This is a genomic window from Paraburkholderia dioscoreae, from assembly GCF_902459535.1.
GTDB lineage: Bacteria > Pseudomonadota > Gammaproteobacteria > Burkholderiales > Burkholderiaceae > Paraburkholderia > Paraburkholderia dioscoreae.
The window spans coordinates 3,094,123-3,111,942 of record NZ_LR699554.1; the positions used below are offsets into that span (position 1 = coordinate 3,094,123).

Consider the following 17,820-nt stretch of genomic DNA (forward strand, 5'->3'; position numbering starts at 1 on the left):
AGGCCTCACTTCCTGCTGCGCAGATCGGCCGGCAGCATCGATTCATCGACGATCTTCGGCCAGTCGAATGGACCTTCCGGAATGGCCTTGACCAACACGAGGCCCTTCAGTACCTCGTCCATGCCCTTGTAGTCGAAGCTGCCTTCGCTCCAGTATTTCGGATCGGCGTCGAGCACGTTGTTGATCGCCGACGCGGCGACCGCCCGGTCCATCTTGTACTCCTTGGCGAGGATCTGTGCGGCCTCGGCGCGATGCGCCGCCATGTAGACGACGGCCTTGCGGCGCGCTGCGATAATGCCGCGGATCACGTCGGGATGCGCCTTCAGATAATCGGTGCGGACAATGCCGACGGTCTGCGTTTCATTCGGCACCACGTCGTTCGAGCGAAACGCAATTCTCAATCCGTCTTTCTTTGCGCTATATGACGGCTCGGTCATGTAGCCGACATCGATCGCACCCTGCTGTAGCGACGTCAGCATTCCGCTCGAACTTCCCACCGGTTTGCGCTGCACCTGGCCGAGCAGGCCGACGCGGTCGAGCGCGATCGTGGAGATCATGTCGGTCGTCGATTTGGGGCTGCTATAGCCGATCGTCTTGCCTTTCATCTGTTTGATGCCGGTGATCGAGCCCTGCTTCAATTCGACCCAGACGAGATCGCCGAGACTCTGCACGCCCCCGTGTACGATCGTCAGATCGACTCCCTGCTTCACCGCCGCAATGGCCGCCGGCAACGCCACCTCGCCATACGGAATGTCGGAAGCCATCGCGTTGCGAATGCTCGTTCCGCCGCCTTCCGATGTAATGAAACCGGTGACATCAACTTTCTCTTCCTTGAAGAAACCTTTGTCGAGCGCGACGGCGAAGGGCACGCCGTACATGCCGTCACCCCAGTGCGTCACCGTCAGCGAACTGGCGTGAGCGCCGACGCTCGCAAGCGTCAGCGTCGCGCCCAGACAGATACCCCGCACGACTTTGCGTATCGCATCCATGTGGTGTGTCTCCATCCACGATTTGACGGTTGACGTCCGTCATTTTCGTTATGCCGCCGCGCGCCGTGACGCCGGTGACGGGTCAGCGAACGAGTTGATCAGATCGATCTTTGCCCGATCACTGTGTAAGTTAATGTATGCATTAAATCTTCAAAAGTACAGAACGATAACGGCTCACAACGACTGGGTTTACCCGTCATGCCGACTCGTATTGATCAGCTTTTACGCCTGATGGATGCCGTGCTGCTGCAGCACGGCAGTCTGCTCGCGCCAGCCGCGCTCGCGGTGCGCGCGATATAGGCGGCTCGCGCGCGCTGCATCGCCGCGACGAATCGCTTCGATGATTTCGTAATGCTCATCAATCGATTTTTTTGGCTGCGGATGCGGCCGCAACCGCTGCGTGAAGCGTCGCACACGATGCACCTGGTCACGGCAATTCATGACCACCTGCGCTAGCCGCGCGTTGCCGCCGAGTTGAACGAGCGCTTCATGGAAGGCCTCGTCGGCAAGCGCCCATGCCTGCATGTCCTGCTCGGCCAGCGCCTCGGTCATTTTCCGGCAGGCGTTTTCAAGCGGACTCAGATCGACGCCGCTGCGCGCCGCGACCAACGCCGCCGCGGTGGATTCGAGACTGGTCAGAACCTGGTAGATGTGGCTGATATCGGAGACTGACGTGGGAACGATACGGATGCCATGACGCGGCACGATTTCGACGAGACCCTCGCCCTGCAGGCGAATCGCAGCTTCGCGGATCGGAGTGCGACTCACGCCGAGCATCAGTGCGAGTTCCTGTTCGAGCAGATAGGAGCCAGGCGTCAGTTCGCTTTCTATGATTTTGTGCCGGAGGCGCTCGTACGCCTGTTGAGACGAGTTGCCGTTGCGCGGTTCGGTTTGCGCAACGGATTGGCTCTCGTACGAAACAGCACGCTGAGATTGCTCCGGTGTTTTCGAAGCAGTGGTTTTCACGGCGCGGCCGGTGCCGGCGTTTGGCTTGCCGCCCGCTACCGCGCGTTTTTTGGCTGCGGGTTTGATCGCATGCTCTGGCGCGGCCGATTTGCGTTCTGGCACAACGGTTCTCCTCGCGGCGCCTGAACGGACGCGGCAATCCGGTATCGCAGCAAGCGTGTCTGCGGGGCCGGCCTCGGCCAGACTCGTCCGGTCCGGCTTCGCACGCAACGCGCCTTCGCTTTGATGCTAGCATCGCGCGCCGCACCATGACATGAAGGGAAACGCTTAATGCAATATACGCGCCGGACGTGACGTTCGCTCACACGCCGCGCAAGTGCGCGACCAGCAAGCGGCACGCGACCGGCAGTGCCTCCAGCGATCGCACCGCCAATAGCAGTTCGCGCTCGGCCCATGCGTCGGTGAGCGCAACCGTGGCGAGGCCGAGGTTCGCTGCCTGCTGCTGAGCGACGGCGTAAGGCATAACGCCGAGTCCGAGCCCCGCGGCAATCATCAGACATTGTGCGTCATAGCTCGTCACCTGAATGCGCAGATTGACCGGCCGTGCGTGTGCATGCGCCGCACGCGTAAGTTGCTGGCTGATCGCCGTATCGGGCGGCAGCCCCACGTATTCGAAGTCGAGTGTGTCGGCGAAGGCGACGGCCTGCTTTTGCGCGAGCGTATGGCCGCTCGGCACCACGAGTGTCAGGCAATCGCGGTGATAAGGGAACGTTTGCACGTCGTAGCCGTGCGGCACCGAAGTGAAGATGCCGATATCCACGGCGTTGTCCGCGACGGCCTTGACTACGCCGGTGCTGGCTTTTTCTTCGAGCTGGATCTGGATTCGCGGATGTTGCGCGGCAAACGCCTGGATCTCGCGCGGCAGAAACTGCACGACGGACGACACATTGGCTGCCAGCCGGATCAGTCCGCTCACGCCGCTCGCGTAGTCGCGCATCTGCACGGCAATGTCGTCGAGTTCATGCAGCGCGCGATGCGCGAGCACGACCAGCCGTTCGCCCGCGGCGGTGGGCGCCACGCCCTTGTTGGTGCGCCGCAGAAGCGCGACACCCAAGGTCGCTTCGATCTCGCTGATGCGCTTGCTGACGGCCGCTGCCGCGATATGTTCGCGCTCGGCCGCCGCCGCGATGGTGCCGGCCTCGGCGACGCTGACAAACAGTCTGAGCGAAAGCGGATCGAGTGTCGGCATGGTGCCCCGCGAATAATTGGAATGTTCCGCCGATGCCGGCCAAGCGCGGTACGGCGTACGGCACTCGGCATGATCCACGTAAACGGCAGCGACTTCAGCCAGTGTACCGAAACGGCCGGCGGCCGTGCCTCGTCATCGTGGTTCGCGATGGCGGCATGGCCAAGCACTGCTTTGTGTCCGCGCAGCACCCGGCAACAATGGCATGAAGCGACGGACCCGACCGAGGTGCCCCGTCCACGAGGAGCGAGCGATGCAAACGTCAACCCACGCAAAGATCAAGGTTTTCTGGCAACCCGGCTGTTCGTCGTGTCTGCGGACCAAGGAGTTTTTGGCGAACCAGGGCATCGAATTCGAATCCATCGACGTGCACAACGATCCCGACGGCCTTGCGCAATTGACCGCGTTGGGCGCGCGCAGCGTACCGGTGGTCGCGCTTGGGTCGAGATTTACGTTCTGTCAGTCCATCAACGACGTGATCAAGTTTCTGGATCTGAAAACGAAGATCATCACGCCGTTGCCGCCGCCGGAACTGGTCAATCGCCTCGAACTCGTGCTCGAATCGAACGCGCGATATACGCGGCAGTTTAGCGGCCCGGCTTTTCGCGAGCCGTTCCGGAATCGCAACCGGACTCCGGCGGGACTGACGTTTCATGTGTTTCGCGTGGCGGAGATGGGGATCGAAGCGGCGCAACAGATCGAACTGCTGTTCGAGGGATTCGACGAAGTGCCGCCCACTCACTGGGGGCCGGAGGAAATCGCCCAGTGGGGCGAGAGTGTGAAGGCGCGCCTCACCGCGTGGTGGAATGACGAGACCGACCGTTCGCTCAGCTACGACGTGCCGACTTACTACGGACGGCGCCCCATGCACGAGGTGCTAGAGCGCACGGCCTGGCACAGCGCGCAGCATACCCGCCAGGTCATGTTGATGCTCGAGAGCGAAGGAATCCAGATCGACCGGCCGCTGACAGCGCAAGATCTGGCGGGCTTGCCCCTGCCGGATGAAGTCTGGGACAGATAGGCGCGCGCAGTTCCTGTCGTTCACAGTTGTGCGCCGCCGCATAAAAAACAAACGCCAACCCATCCCCACTTTCGCGTGGCAGAATCGCCTTCATCCCGTCGGCGAGACTGAATCACATGACCACGCTGCGCGAAAAATCGACTGACTCGGTCTATCAACAACTGCGCACCAAAATCCTGAGCGACGAATTTCGCCCCGGCATGCAGTTGCTCGAACGCGACCTGGTGAGTCTCTTCGGCGTGAGCCGCACGCCAGTGCGGGAAGCACTGGTCCGCTTGCAAAAGGAGAACCTGCTGCAGATCGTGCCGCGCCACGGCATTCGTGTGCGCCAGGTCTCGCTGCCCGACATCGAAGCGATTCACCAGGTGCAAAGCAGCCTGGAAGCCACCGCGGCCGGCGTTGTCGCGACCATGAATCTACGCGCAAAAGAACTGCAGCCGTTAGACCAGATGTGCAACGCAATGGACCGCGCGCACGAGAAGAACGACTACGCGGCCTGGGCCAGCGCCGACGAGGCGTTTTTCTCCCAACTCCTGAAACTCTGCGGCAACCCGCGGCTCACGCAGATCGTCAACGCATGCTGGGATCAGATCCGGCGCGTACGCGATCTCACCTTGCGGCTCAGCGCGTTGGCCGATCTGCCGAAGGCACGGCATCGATCGATCGTCGAAGCGATCCGCGCCGGTGACAGCGCGACGGCCGAGTGTTTGTGCCGCGACTATCGCGCGCACTGTCTGCAGTTCCAGCTCGACACCTTGCAGCGGCTTCGCATTCTCGAAGTCTGAAGGCCGCGAGACGTCGGCACCGTTCGACGCGATCCGTGTCGGGCAATTTCCAACAGAATCCATGATTTGTCGGGCGCGCGCCGTCAGTCGTTTATCGCCGATCGCGGCAGTGCGCCGGTGCCGTGACAGGACTGCAACGCAAACCCCTTATGCGGCGAGCTTCCTGCAACTTTATCAGGAGCCTTGAATAAATCTGGCACAGCCCGTGCATTAGTGAATCCCGAGCAGACAAGTTGCTCGCAACCAACCCCCACAGCCTCACCCTTACCTCCAGGAGATTCACCATGAACACGCTGACCATCAAAGACCTGTCCATCACCGAACAACTCGACAGCAAGGCCATGAGCGCCGTGCGCGGCGGTTTCGGCCCCTCCACCTCCTACTACAACTTCAGCCCCGTCTTCGCCCCGAACAACAGCAAGAAGGTCGATGCCACCCAGCTCATCAACAACGAGCTGAACCTGCAGAACGCCAACGGCAACAACGTCGCCTTTGCCTCCGGCATCAGCTCGACGGTCAACCCCTACCTCTCGACGAGCAACAACATCCACGTGTAATACGCGACGCGGCGAGGCGCCCGCCTTCCCGGTGCGCCTCACTTCCCGCCGCCTACCCGCGTCCTGCGCGCACCTTTGGAGAAGCACCATGTCATCCCTCATGATTCGCGATCTGTCCGGCACCCGCGAGCTCGACCGCCGCGCCATGTCGGCGGTGGCCGGCGGCACCGGCAGCAGCGTGCCCGGCCTGCCTTCGGTCGCCGGCCTCAGCGGCATTGCCAACGTCAATGTCTCGGTGAACCAGAACCTCAACCAGATGCAATACGTCAACGTCGCCGCACTCAACAACGTCGGCGTGATCGGCGCGGGCTTCGTGCCGCTGCACCTGAACGTCAGCCCGTCGCTCTGGGGCGCCAACTACGCCAACGTGTAACCGCTCAACGTGGCGGGGGCCGGGGGGCCCCGCTACGGCCGGCCGGTCGTCTCCGGCCGGCAAGCGGCGCACAGATTTCCTATACTGATTGTGCGAGGAGACCTCAGCACATTTCACGACACACCCGGGCGGCAGCCGGCGATTCACGCCGGCATGCCGCCCGATTTTTTTGGGCGAAGCGACGCTAGCCGGCACGCCCCACGCCACGCAATGTATCCGCGCCTCGAACGAACTCCCATCGCTCTATGCCGCTGAAAGTGTGCCGGTTCATTTAGCCTGGTGAATGTCCGCACGTAGCGACGCCGCCCGCCGTTCGCTCGCCTATGATGCTTAGGACGCCACGTGGTTTTTTATCGCCGTCCGCCAATAGCACGCGCTATCCGGACAGCTTGCTGGCGCAGAAGTGATCGCGGCGCACCGCATCCACGACGCGCCGCACACCATCAGCGACGATGGCAGCGCGCCACGAGCCGGCATCGCCAATTCGGATTGGAGACGCGCAATGAAATTTATCGTCCAATGGAACGGTCTGCCGACCGCCGAGAATTCCGTCATCGAACGTTTCATGAAGACCGGCGGCCAGGTGCCGGACGGTGTCAAACTGCTGGGACGTTGGCACGCTATCGGCGGATTGCACGGCTTTGCCGTGGTCGAGGCGGACGACACGCGCGGCATCTCGGCGCTCGCGCTCGAATGGGGCGACCTGCTCACCATGAGCATCTTCCCGGCCATGACCGACGAAGACCTCGGCGCAGCCCTCGGCAAACATCTGGCGGCGCGCAACAAGTAAGCACACCATGAGCGCCGGGCAACAGGACTTGTGCCCAACAGGCAAGCGGCCGCGGACGCCCGTCCACCATACCGCGGCGCGCTGAAGAGCCACCGCAGAATCTTCTTCTTGCATTCTGTATCAGTCGATATATAATCGCTTTCTATATCGACTGATACAGAATAGTCGTCAGCTAAGCAGGAAGGATATTCATCATGGCAAGACCCCGCGAATTCGATGAACACGAGGTGCTGGAAGCCGCCAGCGCGGCTTTCTGGACGAAGGGCTACGAGGCCACCTCCACGCGCGACCTGGTCAAATCGACCGGCCTGACCCAGCCGAGCCTCTACAACGCATTCGGCGACAAGCGCGCGCTGTATTTGCGTGCGCTCGAGCATTACCTCGAACACACGTTGCGCGAGCGGATCAGTCGGCTAGAGCGCACCGTGTCACCGGCTCAAGGCGTCACCCTGTTCTTCCATGAGATCCTGGAGCGCACGCTGGCCGATCCCACCAAGCGCGGCTGCATGCTGGTGAATTCAGCGCTTGAAACCACATCGGACGACGAAGCATTCCGCGAAATCGTCGCCACGGAATTCGCTGAAGTCCGCGCGTTTTTCTACCGCTGTATGGTTGCGGCCAGCGAGAGCGGCGAAATCACCGCCGTTGTTTCCGCCGATGACGCAGCCACCCATCTGCTGGCCACGTTGATCGGCGTTCGCGTTCTCGCGCGGGTCGATCCGCAACCGGCGCTGCTGATTGGCGCGATTGCGCCGGCTTTGCTGCTGCTCGGTTTGCCCGCCCTACCGGCGAAAGACACGAACGTCTGAGCCAGGCGCCTGACAAGGCGCGCCCCTTCACCTCGATTCACCACCGACATCCGGCAGTGACGCGGCCACCGCGCGCACCGGTAAAGGAACCGTCATGTCCGCTGCACCGATAACGTCCGCCAGTCCAGTCTCACTCGACGCCCGCGCGCTCTTTGCAACGCTCGCCGGACTGTGCGGCAGTCTCGTCGCGATCGGCCTCGCCCGCTTCGCGTACACGCCGTTGATTCCCTCGCTGATCCAGGAGCACTGGTTCACCTCGTCGCAAGCGGTGACGCTCGGCGCGGCAAACTTCGCCGGCTATCTGGTCGGTGCGTTGATCGGCAGGCCGCTTGCGTCGGCGCTGTCGAACCGCAGCGCGTTGCGCATCCTGATGGCGGTGGTGACGGCCGCCTTCTTCGCCTGCGCATATCCGCTTTCGGTGAGCTGGTTCTTTACGTGGCGTTTGTTATCGGGCATTTCCGGCGGCGCGATCATGGTGCTGGTGGCAACGTCGATTCTTCCGCATATTCCGGTGCCGCGCCGTGGCTTTGTGAGCGGCATGATCTTTCTCGGGCTCGGGCTGGGCATCGCGGCATCCGGCACCTTGATTCCTAAGCTGCTCCACTTCGGCTTGCAAACCACGTGGATCGGCCTCGGCGTATTGGCGCTGGTGCTGACCGCCGTGAGCTGGTTCGGCTGGCCCGCAACGAATCCGCCCGCCGCGGTGGTGCCGTCCGGCGCGCATCACGCGGGGCATCCCCAAGGCTTGACGCTGCGCGTGCTGTACGCGCAATACGCGGCGAACGCCCTCGGCCTCGTCCCGGCGATGGTGCTGCTCGTCGACTACGTCGCTCGCGGTCTGGGACGCGGCTCTGCAATCGGCGCGAACTACTGGGTGCTGTACGGCCTCGCTGCGATTGTCGGCCCGGTGATCTGCGGCAACATTGCCGATCGCATCGGCTTCGGCAAGGCGTATCGCGCCGGGCTGCTTCTGCAAGCGGTTGCCGTCGCCCTGCTCGCCTTTTCTGGCAACCCGCTGGCGCTGGCCGTCTCGACCGTGATTCTGGGTATTTTCACGCCGGGCATCGTGCCGCTCGTGCTCGGCCGCATTCACGAACTCGTGCCGCACGATCACACCGAACAGCGCGCCGCATGGAGCCGCGCGACGACAGCCTTCGCGCTCTTCCAGGCACTGGGCGGATATGGATACTCGTACCTTTTCTCGCATACGCATAACGATTACGCGTTGATTTTCACTTGCGGGGCGATAGCGCTCACCGTCGCATTCGTCGCGGATCTGGTGGCTTCGCGTAGCGGCACCGCGCGCAACACTGCGCAGTGACCGGTTCAAGGAGGTTCCGGCTCGATCTTTTCGCCTCGGGCATGGGGTTTGCTCAACCATGACATCGATACTGCCTTACGCAGAGCGCGCGCAAGCGCGCCTTGCGTGGCTGTCGTGAAGGCAGGTCTTATCAACCAGGCGGAGGTCATTCATATGTTGGGAACTATTCTTCTAGTGGTGCTGATTCTTCTCCTGATCGGTGCGCTCCCCTCGTGGCCGCACAGCCGTTCGTGGGGCTACGGTCCGACCGGCGGTATCGGCCTCATCGTGATCGTCGTGATCGTGCTGCTGGTGGTCGGCGTCATATAGCCGTAGCTGCCGTAACTGTGTCACGGCATCGGTTCAATCGTTGAAATCGGGTAATAGGCCGCCGGATATCTCTGCAGTTTGCCGCACGGATATCCGGCGGCCTCTTTATGTCGATGGTCGGCACGGATTCCCATCTTGTCACGCCGGGGGAAGCGATGGAAAAGTTACTCGCGAATCAGGTTGCTCTGGTCACGGGCGCCAGTTCGGGCATTGGATACGGTGTTGCCAAAGCACTCGCTGATGCGGGCGCTGCCGTCGTCGTGAACTATCACTCGCATGCGGAAGCGGCGGAACAACTCGTCAGTGAAATCGAAACTGCGGGCGGCGCCGCGTTCGCGGTTCAAGCCGACGTCTCCGATCCGGCGCAGGTCGAGAAGATGTTCGCGGCATGCCGCGCGCGCTTCGAAAGTGTCGATATCGTGGTCGCGAATTCGGGCCTGCAGAAAGACAGTGCGTTCGCCGACATGACGCTGGACGATTGGCAGCAGGTACTGGCGACCAATCTGACCGGCCAGTTCCTGACCGCACAGGCGGCCGTGAAGGAATTCCGGCGGCGCGGCCCGAGGCCCGCTTCCAAAGCGCTCGGCAAGATCATTTGCATGAGCTCGGTGCACGAGGTCATCCCGTGGGCCGGGCACGTCAATTACGCGGCGTCCAAAGGCGGCGTTCAGATGTTCATGAAGTCCCTTGCACAGGAGGTCGCGCCGGAACGCATTCGCGTCAACTCCATTGCGCCGGGCGCGATCCGCACGCCGATCAACAAGGACGCATGGGACACCGACGCCGCGTTGGAAAAGCTATTGAAGTTGATCCCCTACCGCCGCGTGGGCGAATCGGAGGACATCGGCAAGGCCGCTGTCTGGCTCGCCTCGGATGAAAGCGACTACGTGGTCGGCACGACGTTGTTCGTCGACGGCGGCATGACGCTCTACCCTGGTTTCGACGACAACGGTTAGCCGTTGCCGTCGAGCAGTTGCTCGAACAGATCCGTATCGCCCATCTGCCCGCCTTTGAGCATGACCTCCATGCCGTCGAGTTCCACGCGATCGGCATGGAGACGGCATACGGTGACGCCCGCCGATAACGGCGCAAGATACGACAGTCCCCACGCGCCGAGCGCGCGTACGGCAAAACTCGACGTGTCGCCGCCTGCAATGCCGATACGGCGCAATCGTACGGCGCACAGTACCTTCTGCAGCAGCGACGCACACGCATGCGCGAGTTGCGGCAACGCGCCGCCTTCGCCGGACGGGCTGCGGGTGGTGAACGCGAGTACGTTGCGGCCGCCGCGCAAGGGGCCGGCAATCGCCGCCACGCGCTCCGCTAAATAGTCGGACGCTGCGTCGCCGGTCATTTGCAGCGGGTCGAGTTCCACACGCAGATAGGACTGCGCGGCGCCGATCTGCACCTCCGTCAATGGCGAAAGACTGCCCGCCAGCACGAATACGGGGCCGCGCGCACGAGCCAGCGGCGGCGTGGCCGGGCTTTTCGCAGCGGCAGGTTCGGCGGGGTTCTCGCGCGCCAATGCGTAAGCCTGCGCGACGCTGCTCGCACCCACCGCGAGCAACGGCGCGGACACTGCGGCATAACGCGCAATCACGCGGCCAATCGCTTGCAGATGCGAATCGTCGAGAACATCGAACAGCAAGGCGTCGGGTTTCGCATCGAGCCGGCGTCGCACTTCCGCTTCGAGCCCTGCGTCGCCTGCGGCATGGCAACGCCAGTCGATCGATTGCACATTCTCCACGCCCTGCCGCTGGAGATGCACACGCAAGTCCGCTTCGTTCATCGGCGTGACGGGATGGCGGCTCATGGTCGGATGGCGGTCGATACGATAGATCGACTGCGCGCCATCGGCCGCGCCGGCTGCTGCGAACAGTTCACCGAATACGCAATAGCGCCGCAAATTCGGCTGACCGCCGATCACCGCGACGAGTTCGCTCACACAGTACTCGCGCAAGGTGCGAATCGCCACGCCGATGCTGCCGGTTTCCGGCGCGCTATCGAATGTCGAGCACACTTTATAGTGCATCACCCGTACACCAAGCGCGGCAAAAGCGGCGCCGACCTGCTCAAGTTCTTTCCGCTGCGCAGCGGGCGGCATGGTCCGCGCGGCGCCCGCCACGCCAATCGCATCGAGCTTGCCGAGCGTCGCAAGACGCGCGGCGTCCGGCGGCGCGAAGAACAGCATGGTGCGCAAACCCGCGCGAGCGAGATGGGCCAGCGTGTCGGTCGCGCCGGTGAAGTCGTCGCCGTAGAAAGCGTAATCCGGACCATTGCCGTTTATCTCGCGCACGTTGCCGGTCTTTTGTTCCGTGTCGCGTGTGGCGTTCATGCGCGGCCGCCGAAAAACGCCAGCGCGCGCCGCAACTCCGGCATATGTTCGGCGTACACCGGCAGCGGCGTGCCGGCCTGCACGGCCGCCCATGCCTGGCGCACGCTCGTCACACCCGCGGCAGGGCCATCCGGATGCGCGAGGATGCCGCCTCCCGACATGAACAGCAGGTCGGTAGAGCGCACCGCGTCGAAGGTTGCCTGCACGGTGCCGGCCCACTGTCCTGAAGAAAACGCCGGCAGTACGGCATCGTCGCAACCGGCGGCGAGCGGTGTCGCGCAATCGCGCGCCGACTCGATCACTTCGGCGTCGCTCTGGGCGAATTTGCCGGCGAGGCCGTGCACGTGCATATGATCGACGCCGCTCAGGCGCCACAACGTCTGATACGCCTGAAACGACATGCCCAGCGCCGGATCGCGCGACATCATGCCGTAGCCGTTGCGGTGCGCGTGAAGCACCAGCGGCGTGGCGCGGCGCAGCGACTGGATCGCGGAAAAGCCGCACCAGTTGATGCTCGCCATCACGCAACCGCCGCCTTCGCGTTCGACCAGTTCGGCGTGACGGCGCATGGCGTCGAGGTCGTCGGTGATATTGAAGGCGACCATCACCGGCCGGCCGCTGCGTTCGCGGTAGCGGCGCACTTCGGACATCACCGCCCGCACGCGCTCGGCAAGCGGCGCATGGGCGGGATTCGCGCACACCTCGTCGTCCTTGATGAAATCGACGCCCGCTTCGCACAGCTCGCGCACCAGCGCCGCCGTTTCCGCCGCGCTCAAGCCGACGTTCGGCTTGATGATGGTGCCGATCATCGGCCGGTCCTTCACTTCGGTCAGCGCGCGCGTGCCCGCTACGCCATGCCGCGGCAATTCGAAACGCGCACGGTACGAAGCCGGCAGGCGTAGCGACAACAGCCGCATACCGGTCACTTCGCCGAGATCGTATAGATTGCCGGCAACGGTCGCGGCCAGCGTGGGCAGATTCGCTTCGATATTGGCGAGCGGAAACGACAGCGTGATGCGCGCGCGCCGCCACGGCCCCGGCGTGCCCTGACGCTCTAGCCATGCGTTCGGCAAGCTGGGCCGCGCCGCCGCCTCGAGTTCTTCGACGCGCAGCACGCTCGCGCGGCTGCGCGCGCGCAGCGCATCCGATTCGTTGGCGACGCGCACGAAGGTGCCGCTCGACTGCTCGCCGGCCATGACGTCGGCGACGCGCGCGGGATCGAGCGGCGTCTCGATCAGATAGTCGGCTTCGAACGTGTCTTCGCCGACGGCGCGCGCTTGCAGCATCCCGCTCATAGCGTGCCCAGATCGGGAAAGCGGCGCACCGGCTCGCGGCCGTCCCAGTCGCGAGACGCCGCATAGATCATGTCGAAGAGCTTGCCTTTCGGCCCGGCGATCTCGGACAACTCGATCACCGTGCCGGGATGATTCTCCGTGTCGAAGTAGACAAAGCGCCCGTTGCGCCCGACTTCGCCGCTCATCGCAACCTTGAAACCCTGCTCCTGCAAGCGGGCGAGATCCGCGTCGAACGAGGTGGTCCAATACGCGTTGTGCTGCAAGCCGGTGTGGCCCGCGGCGAGAAAGTCGCGATACATCGACGGCGCGTCGTTACGCGTCTGGATCAATTCGACCTGCAACGGTCCCGAGTTCGCCAGCGCAACCGAGTTATGCACCTCGTACGTTTGCCCGCGGTACGTATAGTTTTCAATCGGCACGCGTTCGTTATAAAACCACGGACCTACGCCGAGCACGCGGCTCCAGTAGTCCATTGCGGCTTCGATGTCCCGCACCACGTAGCCTGCCTGCCGGATTTCGCCAAAGAAACGACTCATGAAACTCTCCCGATACTGCGGGGTTGAAAGACGAGCGACGCCCCGGCGCGGCGAAAACGCAGCGCCCGAAGGTCGAACCCGTTAAGAAACCAGAGAGACCCGGTTAGAGAAACCCGATCGAAATCCAGGGGATCGCCGCGACCAGAATCAGGCCGACGAGCAACGCGCCCATATAGCCGACAATCGGACGAATGCCCGCGTCAGGATTGACCTTGCTGATCGCGCACGCCGAGTAGTAACCCACGCCGAACGGCGGCGAAAAGAGCCCCACGCCCATCGAAAGAATCACGACGATCGCGTAATGCACTTCGTGCACGCCCGCGAGCCGCGCGATAGGAAACAGCAACGGCCCGAACAGCACGATCGCGGGAATGCCTTCGAGCACGCTGCCGAGCATCACGAACACGACAATCGAGACCGCAAGAAAACCGTATGCACCGCCGGGCATCGAGCCCATGACTTGCGCAAGATCCTGCGAAAAACCGGATTGTGTCAGCGCCCACGCCATTGCAGTCGCGCAGCCGATGATGAAGAGGATCGCGCCCGACAACGTCGCCGCATCCACCAGCATGCGGCCCAGCCGCCGCCATTCGAAGCGGCGGTACACCACCAGGCCGATCAGCATCGAATAGGCAATGCCGATGGTCGACACCTCCGTTGCGGTCGCCACGCCTTCGACTACTGCCATCCGAATCACGAACGGCAGCGCCAGCGCGGGCAGCGACACGATGAACAGACGCCCGATCTGCCGCTTGCTGAAACGCTGCGCGCCGCTCAGATCCTCCTTGCGATAGCGCCACCACACCACCGCGCACAGAATCAGCGCGAGCACCGCGCCTGGCAGCATGCCCGCGGTGAAGAGCGAGGATATCGACAGACCCGTTACGGAGCCGATCGTGATCAGCACAATGCTCGGCGGAATGGTTTCGCTTTGCGCGCCGGTCGTAGCGAGCAGCGCGACCAGATCGCCTTCGGAAGCGCCGCGTTTTTTCATCTCCGGGAACAGCACGGGCGCGATCGCCGCCATGTCCGCCACTTTCGAGCCGGAAATGCCCGACACCAGGTACATCGCGCCGATCAGCACGAATGACAGTCCGCCATGCACGTGGCCGACGAGGCTCGCGAGAAACTCGATCATCGCGCGCGCCATACCGGTCATTTCGATCAGCAAGCCGAGAAAGACGAACAGCGGCACAGCGAGCAGCACGAGATGCGACATGCCCTCGTCCATGCGGCCGACCACGACTTCGAGCGGCGTAAAGGTCGAGAGGCCCAGATAACCGAACGTGGCGAGCGCAAACGAAAAGCCGATAGGCACGCCCGAAAAAATCCCGATCGCCACCACGCCCACGAAAAAGATCACGAGATTGGTTTTGCCGAGCGTCTGAAACCATGGCCCGGCGAACACGGCTATCGCGGCCAGTACGGCGGTGATCGCGAGCACGATCACGACGTCGCGCACACGGCTCACCTGGACGAGGCGAATCAGACCGACCAGCAGCATGAGCGCCGCGCCGATCGGCAAAGCGAGCGCGCGCCACGCGTTGCTGATCTGCAAGGCGGGCGTCACGATCGCCGCTTCGCCGGACGCATAGTCGTATGCGGGTGCGATCAACAGCGCAAGCAATGCGATCGACGCGGCGATCGCCAGCGTATCGACGAATGCGCGCCGCTGCGGCGACAGGCGGCTGACCAGTGCGGTCATCCGCATGTGTTCGCCGCGCCGCAACGCGAGCACGGCGCCGAGCATGGCGAGCCACAGGAACAAGATGCCCGCCAGTTCATCGGACCACACGAGCGGCTGATGCAGCACATAGCGGCACATCACGCCCGCGAGCATCACGACGATCTCCACCGCGAGCAGCGCCGCCGCGCACACTTCGACGAGCGCAATCAGACCGCGATCGAAACTCCTCAACCAGCGGCGCGGCATGCTCGCCGCGTGCAGCGGCACGCCCGCCTCCGCCGGATTCAATGCGTGATTCGACATCCTGCTGCCTCCTCGCGGCGGCTCGCCGCGCTTTGTCTCTGACTCGCCCGTATGCAGCACGATCAGGCCAGCTTGCCGACCGATTGTTCGAGCAGATCCCACGCCTGATTGCCGAACCTGTTCTTCCATTCGGCGTAAAAGCCCGCCTGCCGCAGCGCCGCGCGGAACGTGTCCGGCGCGGGACGGTTGATCGACAAACCCTTGCTTTGCAGATCCGCAACTGCCGCCTCGTTCAGCTTGCGCACGTCTTCACGCTGCCTGAGCGCCGACTGGTTGAACGCGTCGCTGGCAATGCCCTGCAGATCCTTGGGCAAGCGTTGCCACGCGCGCTGGTTCAGCACGAACCAGTAGCCGTCCCACATGTGATTGGTCAGCGAACAGTACTTCTGCACTTCGTAGAGCTTGGCGACCTGCACGATCGGCAGCGGATTTTCCTGCGCATCGACAATATGCGTTTGCAGCGACGAATAGACCTCGCTGAATTGCAAACTCGTCGGCGCCGCGCCGAGTCCTTTGAACATATCGATGCTGAGCGGACTCACCGGCACGCGAATCTTCAGACCGCGCATGTTCTGCGCGCTCGTGATCGGACCGTTGCTGGTGGTGGTCTGACGAAAGCCGTTGTCCCACATTTTTTCGAACGATTCGAGGCCGGCCTTCTGCATCGCAGTGCGCACGTAGGCGCCGAGCTTGCCGTCCATGGCGCCCCACACCTGGTTGTAGTCGCTGAACGCAAAGCCCACGGCGTTGATCGCAACCGACGGCACCAGCGTCGACACCACCAGCGCCGACGGCGTGAACATCTCGATGCCGCCGCTGCGCACCTGCGCGAGCATGTCGGTGTCGCCGCCCAACTGGTTGTTCGGGAAGATCCGGATCTCCATGCGCCCTTTCGACGCCTCCTTGATCTGATTCGCGGCCTCCTGCGAGCGCACGTTCAGCGGATGCGTGAGCGGCAGGTTGTTGCCGTACTTGAACACGAACTCCGGGCCGGACGCCGCGCGCACGATCGCCGGAAAGCCCAGCGCGCCGGCTACCGGCACGGCGGCTGCCGCGCGCAGCAGGGTGCGTCTCGCGAGATTGGTCATTTGAGCGTCTCCTTGCTTATAATTGATGTAACTGTCGAATCCATCAAAAACCATCATCGCCCGTTCGCCGCACCTTGCTTTCCAGTCGCCGGTGTTGAGTCGTCGCGTGATAGCTGCAAGACTAGGCGTGCGCGGTAACTACTGTCAAACCGCGAACTTGATGTTTTTTGATGGATTTCCTTCTGCGAAGGACTGCTATGTCCGAAACGGTTCACCTCACCGCCGCTGCGCGTGCCCGCATTCCCGACATTGCGCGTGCCGCCGGTGTTTCAACCGCTACGGTGGATCGTGTGCTCAATGGCCGCGAGGGCGTGCGCGCCGTCACGGCACAACGCGTACTGCAAGCGGCCGCGCAACTCGGTTATCTGCTTACGCCGGAGGCGCCCGTCGCGTCGGCTTCGAAGCCGATGCGCATCGCGTTCCTGCTGCCTGCCGGAACCAATCGCTACCTGCACATGCTCGGCGACTACATCGACTTCGCCCACGATCAGTGGAACGCGTTGGACATGAAGTGCCGCGTGCATTACGTCGAGAGTTTCAACCCGAAGGAACTGGCGGACCGTCTGCTGCATTACGGACAGCGTGCGGATGGCGTGGTGTTCATGGCGCTCGAACATCCCGTCGTGCGCGATGCCGTGAATGCACTGGCGGACCAGGGTGTGCCGGCTATTACGTTGATTTCGGATTTATCGAATGCGCGGCGGCTGGCTTATGTGGGTATCGACAATCGCGCGGCAGGACGTACGGCCGCCTTGCTGCTCGGGCGCTTCATGGGCCCCCGGCCGAGCGGGAAGATCGCGATGCTCGCGGGCAGCCTCAACTATCGCGGGCATGAGGAACGCGAGATCGGATTTCTGCATCTGATCGAATCGACGTTCCCACAGGTGCGCGTGATCGGATTGCGTGAGGGACACGACGATAGCGAGCGCAACTACATGCAGACTCGCAAGCTACTGGAACAGCATCCCGATCTCGCCGGCATCTACAACAGCGGCGGCGGATCGGATGGCGTGGCGCGCGCGATTGTGGAAGCGCGCTCGGAGCAGAAGATCCTGTTTGTCGGTCACGGCTTGACGCCTGATACGCGAGCGCTGCTGATCGACGGCACGATGGACGCGTTGATCACGCAAACGCCGCAAGCCATGGTGGGAAACTGTCTGCGCATTTTCCGCAACGTGCGCGAAAAACGCGACGCATTGAGCGACGTGAAGCCGGTGCAGTTCAGCATTGTTCTGCGCGAGAATCTGCCTTGAAATTGGCGTGACGGCGGTGGATGTCCGGACACGGCACGTCAGGCACGCGGGATGCTCAATCACCTTCGTATTCAAACTTCGATACGAAAGGAGATCACACCATGCCTTATCTTCTCGGCTGGCTGCTTGGCGTTCCGTTGATCGTACTGGTTATCCTGTACCTCATCTTCCATTAATCGTTGGCGACTTGACCCGTTACGCAGTTGAACTGAGCTTC

Annotated in this window: 18 protein-coding genes; 10 read left to right on the forward strand and 8 right to left on the reverse strand. The window is 62.9% G+C overall.

Annotated elements, in window-relative coordinates:
• Positions 1-5: 5 nt before the first annotated feature.
• The 3 genes from PDMSB3_RS33925 to PDMSB3_RS33935 all read right to left on the reverse strand — a co-directional run bounded on the left by PDMSB3_RS33925 (position 6) and on the right by PDMSB3_RS33935 (position 3,144).
• Positions 6-989 carry an ABC transporter substrate-binding protein gene (locus PDMSB3_RS33925; RefSeq protein ID WP_165189336.1) on the reverse strand — a complete coding sequence of 328 codons (984 nt, stop codon included), beginning with the start codon at positions 987-989 and terminating at the stop codon, positions 6-8.
• A gap of 222 nt (positions 990-1,211) precedes the next feature.
• On the reverse strand, positions 1,212-2,057 hold the full coding sequence (locus tag PDMSB3_RS33930) for a GntR family transcriptional regulator (protein WP_007178277.1): 846 nt from the start codon (positions 2,055-2,057) through the stop codon (positions 1,212-1,214).
• Between the two features lie 199 nt (positions 2,058-2,256).
• The gene (locus tag PDMSB3_RS33935) at positions 2,257-3,144 is read right to left on the reverse strand and encodes a LysR substrate-binding domain-containing protein (RefSeq protein ID WP_007178278.1); all 888 of its coding nucleotides are present in this window, start codon (positions 3,142-3,144) and stop codon (positions 2,257-2,259) included.
• A 250-nt stretch (positions 3,145-3,394) separates the two neighbouring features.
• Between PDMSB3_RS33935 and PDMSB3_RS33940 the strand changes: the two genes are divergently transcribed.
• The 9 genes from PDMSB3_RS33940 (at position 3,395) to PDMSB3_RS33980 (ending at position 10,062) form a co-directional block, all read left to right on the forward strand.
• A complete protein-coding gene (locus PDMSB3_RS33940) occupies positions 3,395-4,162 on the forward strand; it encodes a glutaredoxin domain-containing protein (protein WP_165189339.1) in 768 nt (255 codons plus the stop codon).
• A gap of 116 nt (positions 4,163-4,278) precedes the next feature.
• Complete coding sequence (locus tag PDMSB3_RS33945; protein WP_007178281.1) at positions 4,279-4,947, forward strand: GntR family transcriptional regulator; 669 nt, start codon at positions 4,279-4,281, stop codon at positions 4,945-4,947.
• Between the two features lie 284 nt (positions 4,948-5,231).
• Positions 5,232-5,504 (forward strand): hypothetical protein, encoded by a 273-nt coding sequence (locus PDMSB3_RS33950; protein ID WP_007178265.1) that lies wholly within the window; start codon positions 5,232-5,234, stop codon positions 5,502-5,504.
• Positions 5,505-5,592: 88 nt separating this feature from the next.
• The gene (locus tag PDMSB3_RS33955) at positions 5,593-5,877 is read left to right on the forward strand and encodes a hypothetical protein (RefSeq protein ID WP_007178266.1); all 285 of its coding nucleotides are present in this window, start codon (positions 5,593-5,595) and stop codon (positions 5,875-5,877) included.
• Positions 5,878-6,379: 502 nt separating this feature from the next.
• Positions 6,380-6,667, forward strand: a complete 288-nt coding sequence (locus PDMSB3_RS33960; RefSeq protein WP_007178282.1) for a DUF3303 domain-containing protein — start codon at positions 6,380-6,382, stop codon at positions 6,665-6,667.
• Positions 6,668-6,861: 194 nt separating this feature from the next.
• Positions 6,862-7,476 (forward strand): TetR/AcrR family transcriptional regulator, encoded by a 615-nt coding sequence (locus tag PDMSB3_RS33965; RefSeq protein ID WP_007178283.1) that lies wholly within the window; start codon positions 6,862-6,864, stop codon positions 7,474-7,476.
• A gap of 94 nt (positions 7,477-7,570) precedes the next feature.
• Positions 7,571-8,797, forward strand: coding sequence for a YbfB/YjiJ family MFS transporter (locus tag PDMSB3_RS33970; RefSeq protein WP_007178284.1), 1,227 nt, complete (start codon positions 7,571-7,573; stop codon positions 8,795-8,797).
• Positions 8,798-8,950: 153 nt separating this feature from the next.
• Positions 8,951-9,106 carry a DUF3309 family protein gene (locus tag PDMSB3_RS33975; RefSeq protein ID WP_007178285.1) on the forward strand — a complete coding sequence of 52 codons (156 nt, stop codon included), beginning with the start codon at positions 8,951-8,953 and terminating at the stop codon, positions 9,104-9,106.
• Between the two features lie 155 nt (positions 9,107-9,261).
• Positions 9,262-10,062, forward strand: a complete 801-nt coding sequence (locus PDMSB3_RS33980) for an SDR family oxidoreductase (protein ID WP_035517410.1) — start codon at positions 9,262-9,264, stop codon at positions 10,060-10,062.
• Here PDMSB3_RS33980 and PDMSB3_RS33985 read toward each other — a convergent pair.
• From PDMSB3_RS33985 to PDMSB3_RS34005, 5 genes are all read right to left on the reverse strand, one after another.
• A complete protein-coding gene (locus PDMSB3_RS33985; protein WP_007178287.1) occupies positions 10,059-11,441 on the reverse strand; it encodes a four-carbon acid sugar kinase family protein in 1,383 nt (460 codons plus the stop codon). The genes PDMSB3_RS33980 and PDMSB3_RS33985 overlap by 4 nt on opposite strands.
• Positions 11,438-12,736, reverse strand: a complete 1,299-nt coding sequence (locus PDMSB3_RS33990; protein WP_007178288.1) for a ribulose-bisphosphate carboxylase large subunit family protein — start codon at positions 12,734-12,736, stop codon at positions 11,438-11,440. The genes PDMSB3_RS33985 and PDMSB3_RS33990 overlap by 4 nt, the downstream gene beginning before the upstream one ends.
• The gene (locus PDMSB3_RS33995; protein ID WP_007178289.1) at positions 12,733-13,272 is read right to left on the reverse strand and encodes a VOC family protein; all 540 of its coding nucleotides are present in this window, start codon (positions 13,270-13,272) and stop codon (positions 12,733-12,735) included. The genes PDMSB3_RS33990 and PDMSB3_RS33995 overlap by 4 nt, the downstream gene beginning before the upstream one ends.
• 103 nt (positions 13,273-13,375) lie before the next feature.
• Positions 13,376-15,262, reverse strand: coding sequence for a TRAP transporter large permease (locus PDMSB3_RS34000; protein ID WP_007178290.1), 1,887 nt, complete (start codon positions 15,260-15,262; stop codon positions 13,376-13,378).
• Positions 15,263-15,324: 62 nt separating this feature from the next.
• Positions 15,325-16,350 carry a TRAP transporter substrate-binding protein gene (locus PDMSB3_RS34005; RefSeq protein ID WP_007178291.1) on the reverse strand — a complete coding sequence of 342 codons (1,026 nt, stop codon included), beginning with the start codon at positions 16,348-16,350 and terminating at the stop codon, positions 15,325-15,327.
• Between the two features lie 197 nt (positions 16,351-16,547).
• On the opposite strand from PDMSB3_RS34005, the gene PDMSB3_RS34010 reads away from it, so the two are divergent.
• Positions 16,548-17,603, forward strand: coding sequence for a LacI family DNA-binding transcriptional regulator (locus tag PDMSB3_RS34010; RefSeq protein WP_007178292.1), 1,056 nt, complete (start codon positions 16,548-16,550; stop codon positions 17,601-17,603).
• Positions 17,604-17,820: the final 217 nt, after the last annotated feature.

Bases quoted from the DNA above. Each gene is read 5' to 3' on its own strand.
- PDMSB3_RS33950 (WP_007178265.1), top strand. From the start codon at position 5,232: ATGAACACGCTGACCATCAAAGACCTGTCCATCACCGAACAACTCGAC.
- PDMSB3_RS33960 (WP_007178282.1), top strand. From the start codon at position 6,380: ATGAAATTTATCGTCCAATGGAACGGTCTGCCGACCGCCGAGAATTCC.
- PDMSB3_RS33990 (WP_007178288.1), bottom strand. From the start codon at position 12,736: ATGAGCGGGATGCTGCAAGCGCGCGCCGTCGGCGAAGACACGTTCGAA.
- PDMSB3_RS33955 (WP_007178266.1), top strand. From the start codon at position 5,593: ATGTCATCCCTCATGATTCGCGATCTGTCCGGCACCCGCGAGCTCGAC.
- PDMSB3_RS33970 (WP_007178284.1), top strand. From the start codon at position 7,571: ATGTCCGCTGCACCGATAACGTCCGCCAGTCCAGTCTCACTCGACGCC.
- PDMSB3_RS33995 (WP_007178289.1), bottom strand. From the start codon at position 13,272: ATGAGTCGTTTCTTTGGCGAAATCCGGCAGGCAGGCTACGTGGTGCGG.
- PDMSB3_RS33975 (WP_007178285.1), top strand. From the start codon at position 8,951: ATGTTGGGAACTATTCTTCTAGTGGTGCTGATTCTTCTCCTGATCGGT.
- PDMSB3_RS33985 (WP_007178287.1), bottom strand. From the start codon at position 11,441: ATGAACGCCACACGCGACACGGAACAAAAGACCGGCAACGTGCGCGAG.
- PDMSB3_RS33935 (WP_007178278.1), bottom strand. From the start codon at position 3,144: ATGCCGACACTCGATCCGCTTTCGCTCAGACTGTTTGTCAGCGTCGCC.
- PDMSB3_RS33965 (WP_007178283.1), top strand. From the start codon at position 6,862: ATGGCAAGACCCCGCGAATTCGATGAACACGAGGTGCTGGAAGCCGCC.
- PDMSB3_RS33945 (WP_007178281.1), top strand. From the start codon at position 4,279: ATGACCACGCTGCGCGAAAAATCGACTGACTCGGTCTATCAACAACTG.
- PDMSB3_RS34010 (WP_007178292.1), top strand. From the start codon at position 16,548: ATGTCCGAAACGGTTCACCTCACCGCCGCTGCGCGTGCCCGCATTCCC.
- PDMSB3_RS33940 (WP_165189339.1), top strand. From the start codon at position 3,395: ATGCAAACGTCAACCCACGCAAAGATCAAGGTTTTCTGGCAACCCGGC.
- PDMSB3_RS33925 (WP_165189336.1), bottom strand. From the start codon at position 989: ATGGATGCGATACGCAAAGTCGTGCGGGGTATCTGTCTGGGCGCGACG.
- PDMSB3_RS33980 (WP_035517410.1), top strand. From the start codon at position 9,262: ATGGAAAAGTTACTCGCGAATCAGGTTGCTCTGGTCACGGGCGCCAGT.
- PDMSB3_RS34000 (WP_007178290.1), bottom strand. From the start codon at position 15,262: ATGTCGAATCACGCATTGAATCCGGCGGAGGCGGGCGTGCCGCTGCAC.
- PDMSB3_RS34005 (WP_007178291.1), bottom strand. From the start codon at position 16,350: ATGACCAATCTCGCGAGACGCACCCTGCTGCGCGCGGCAGCCGCCGTG.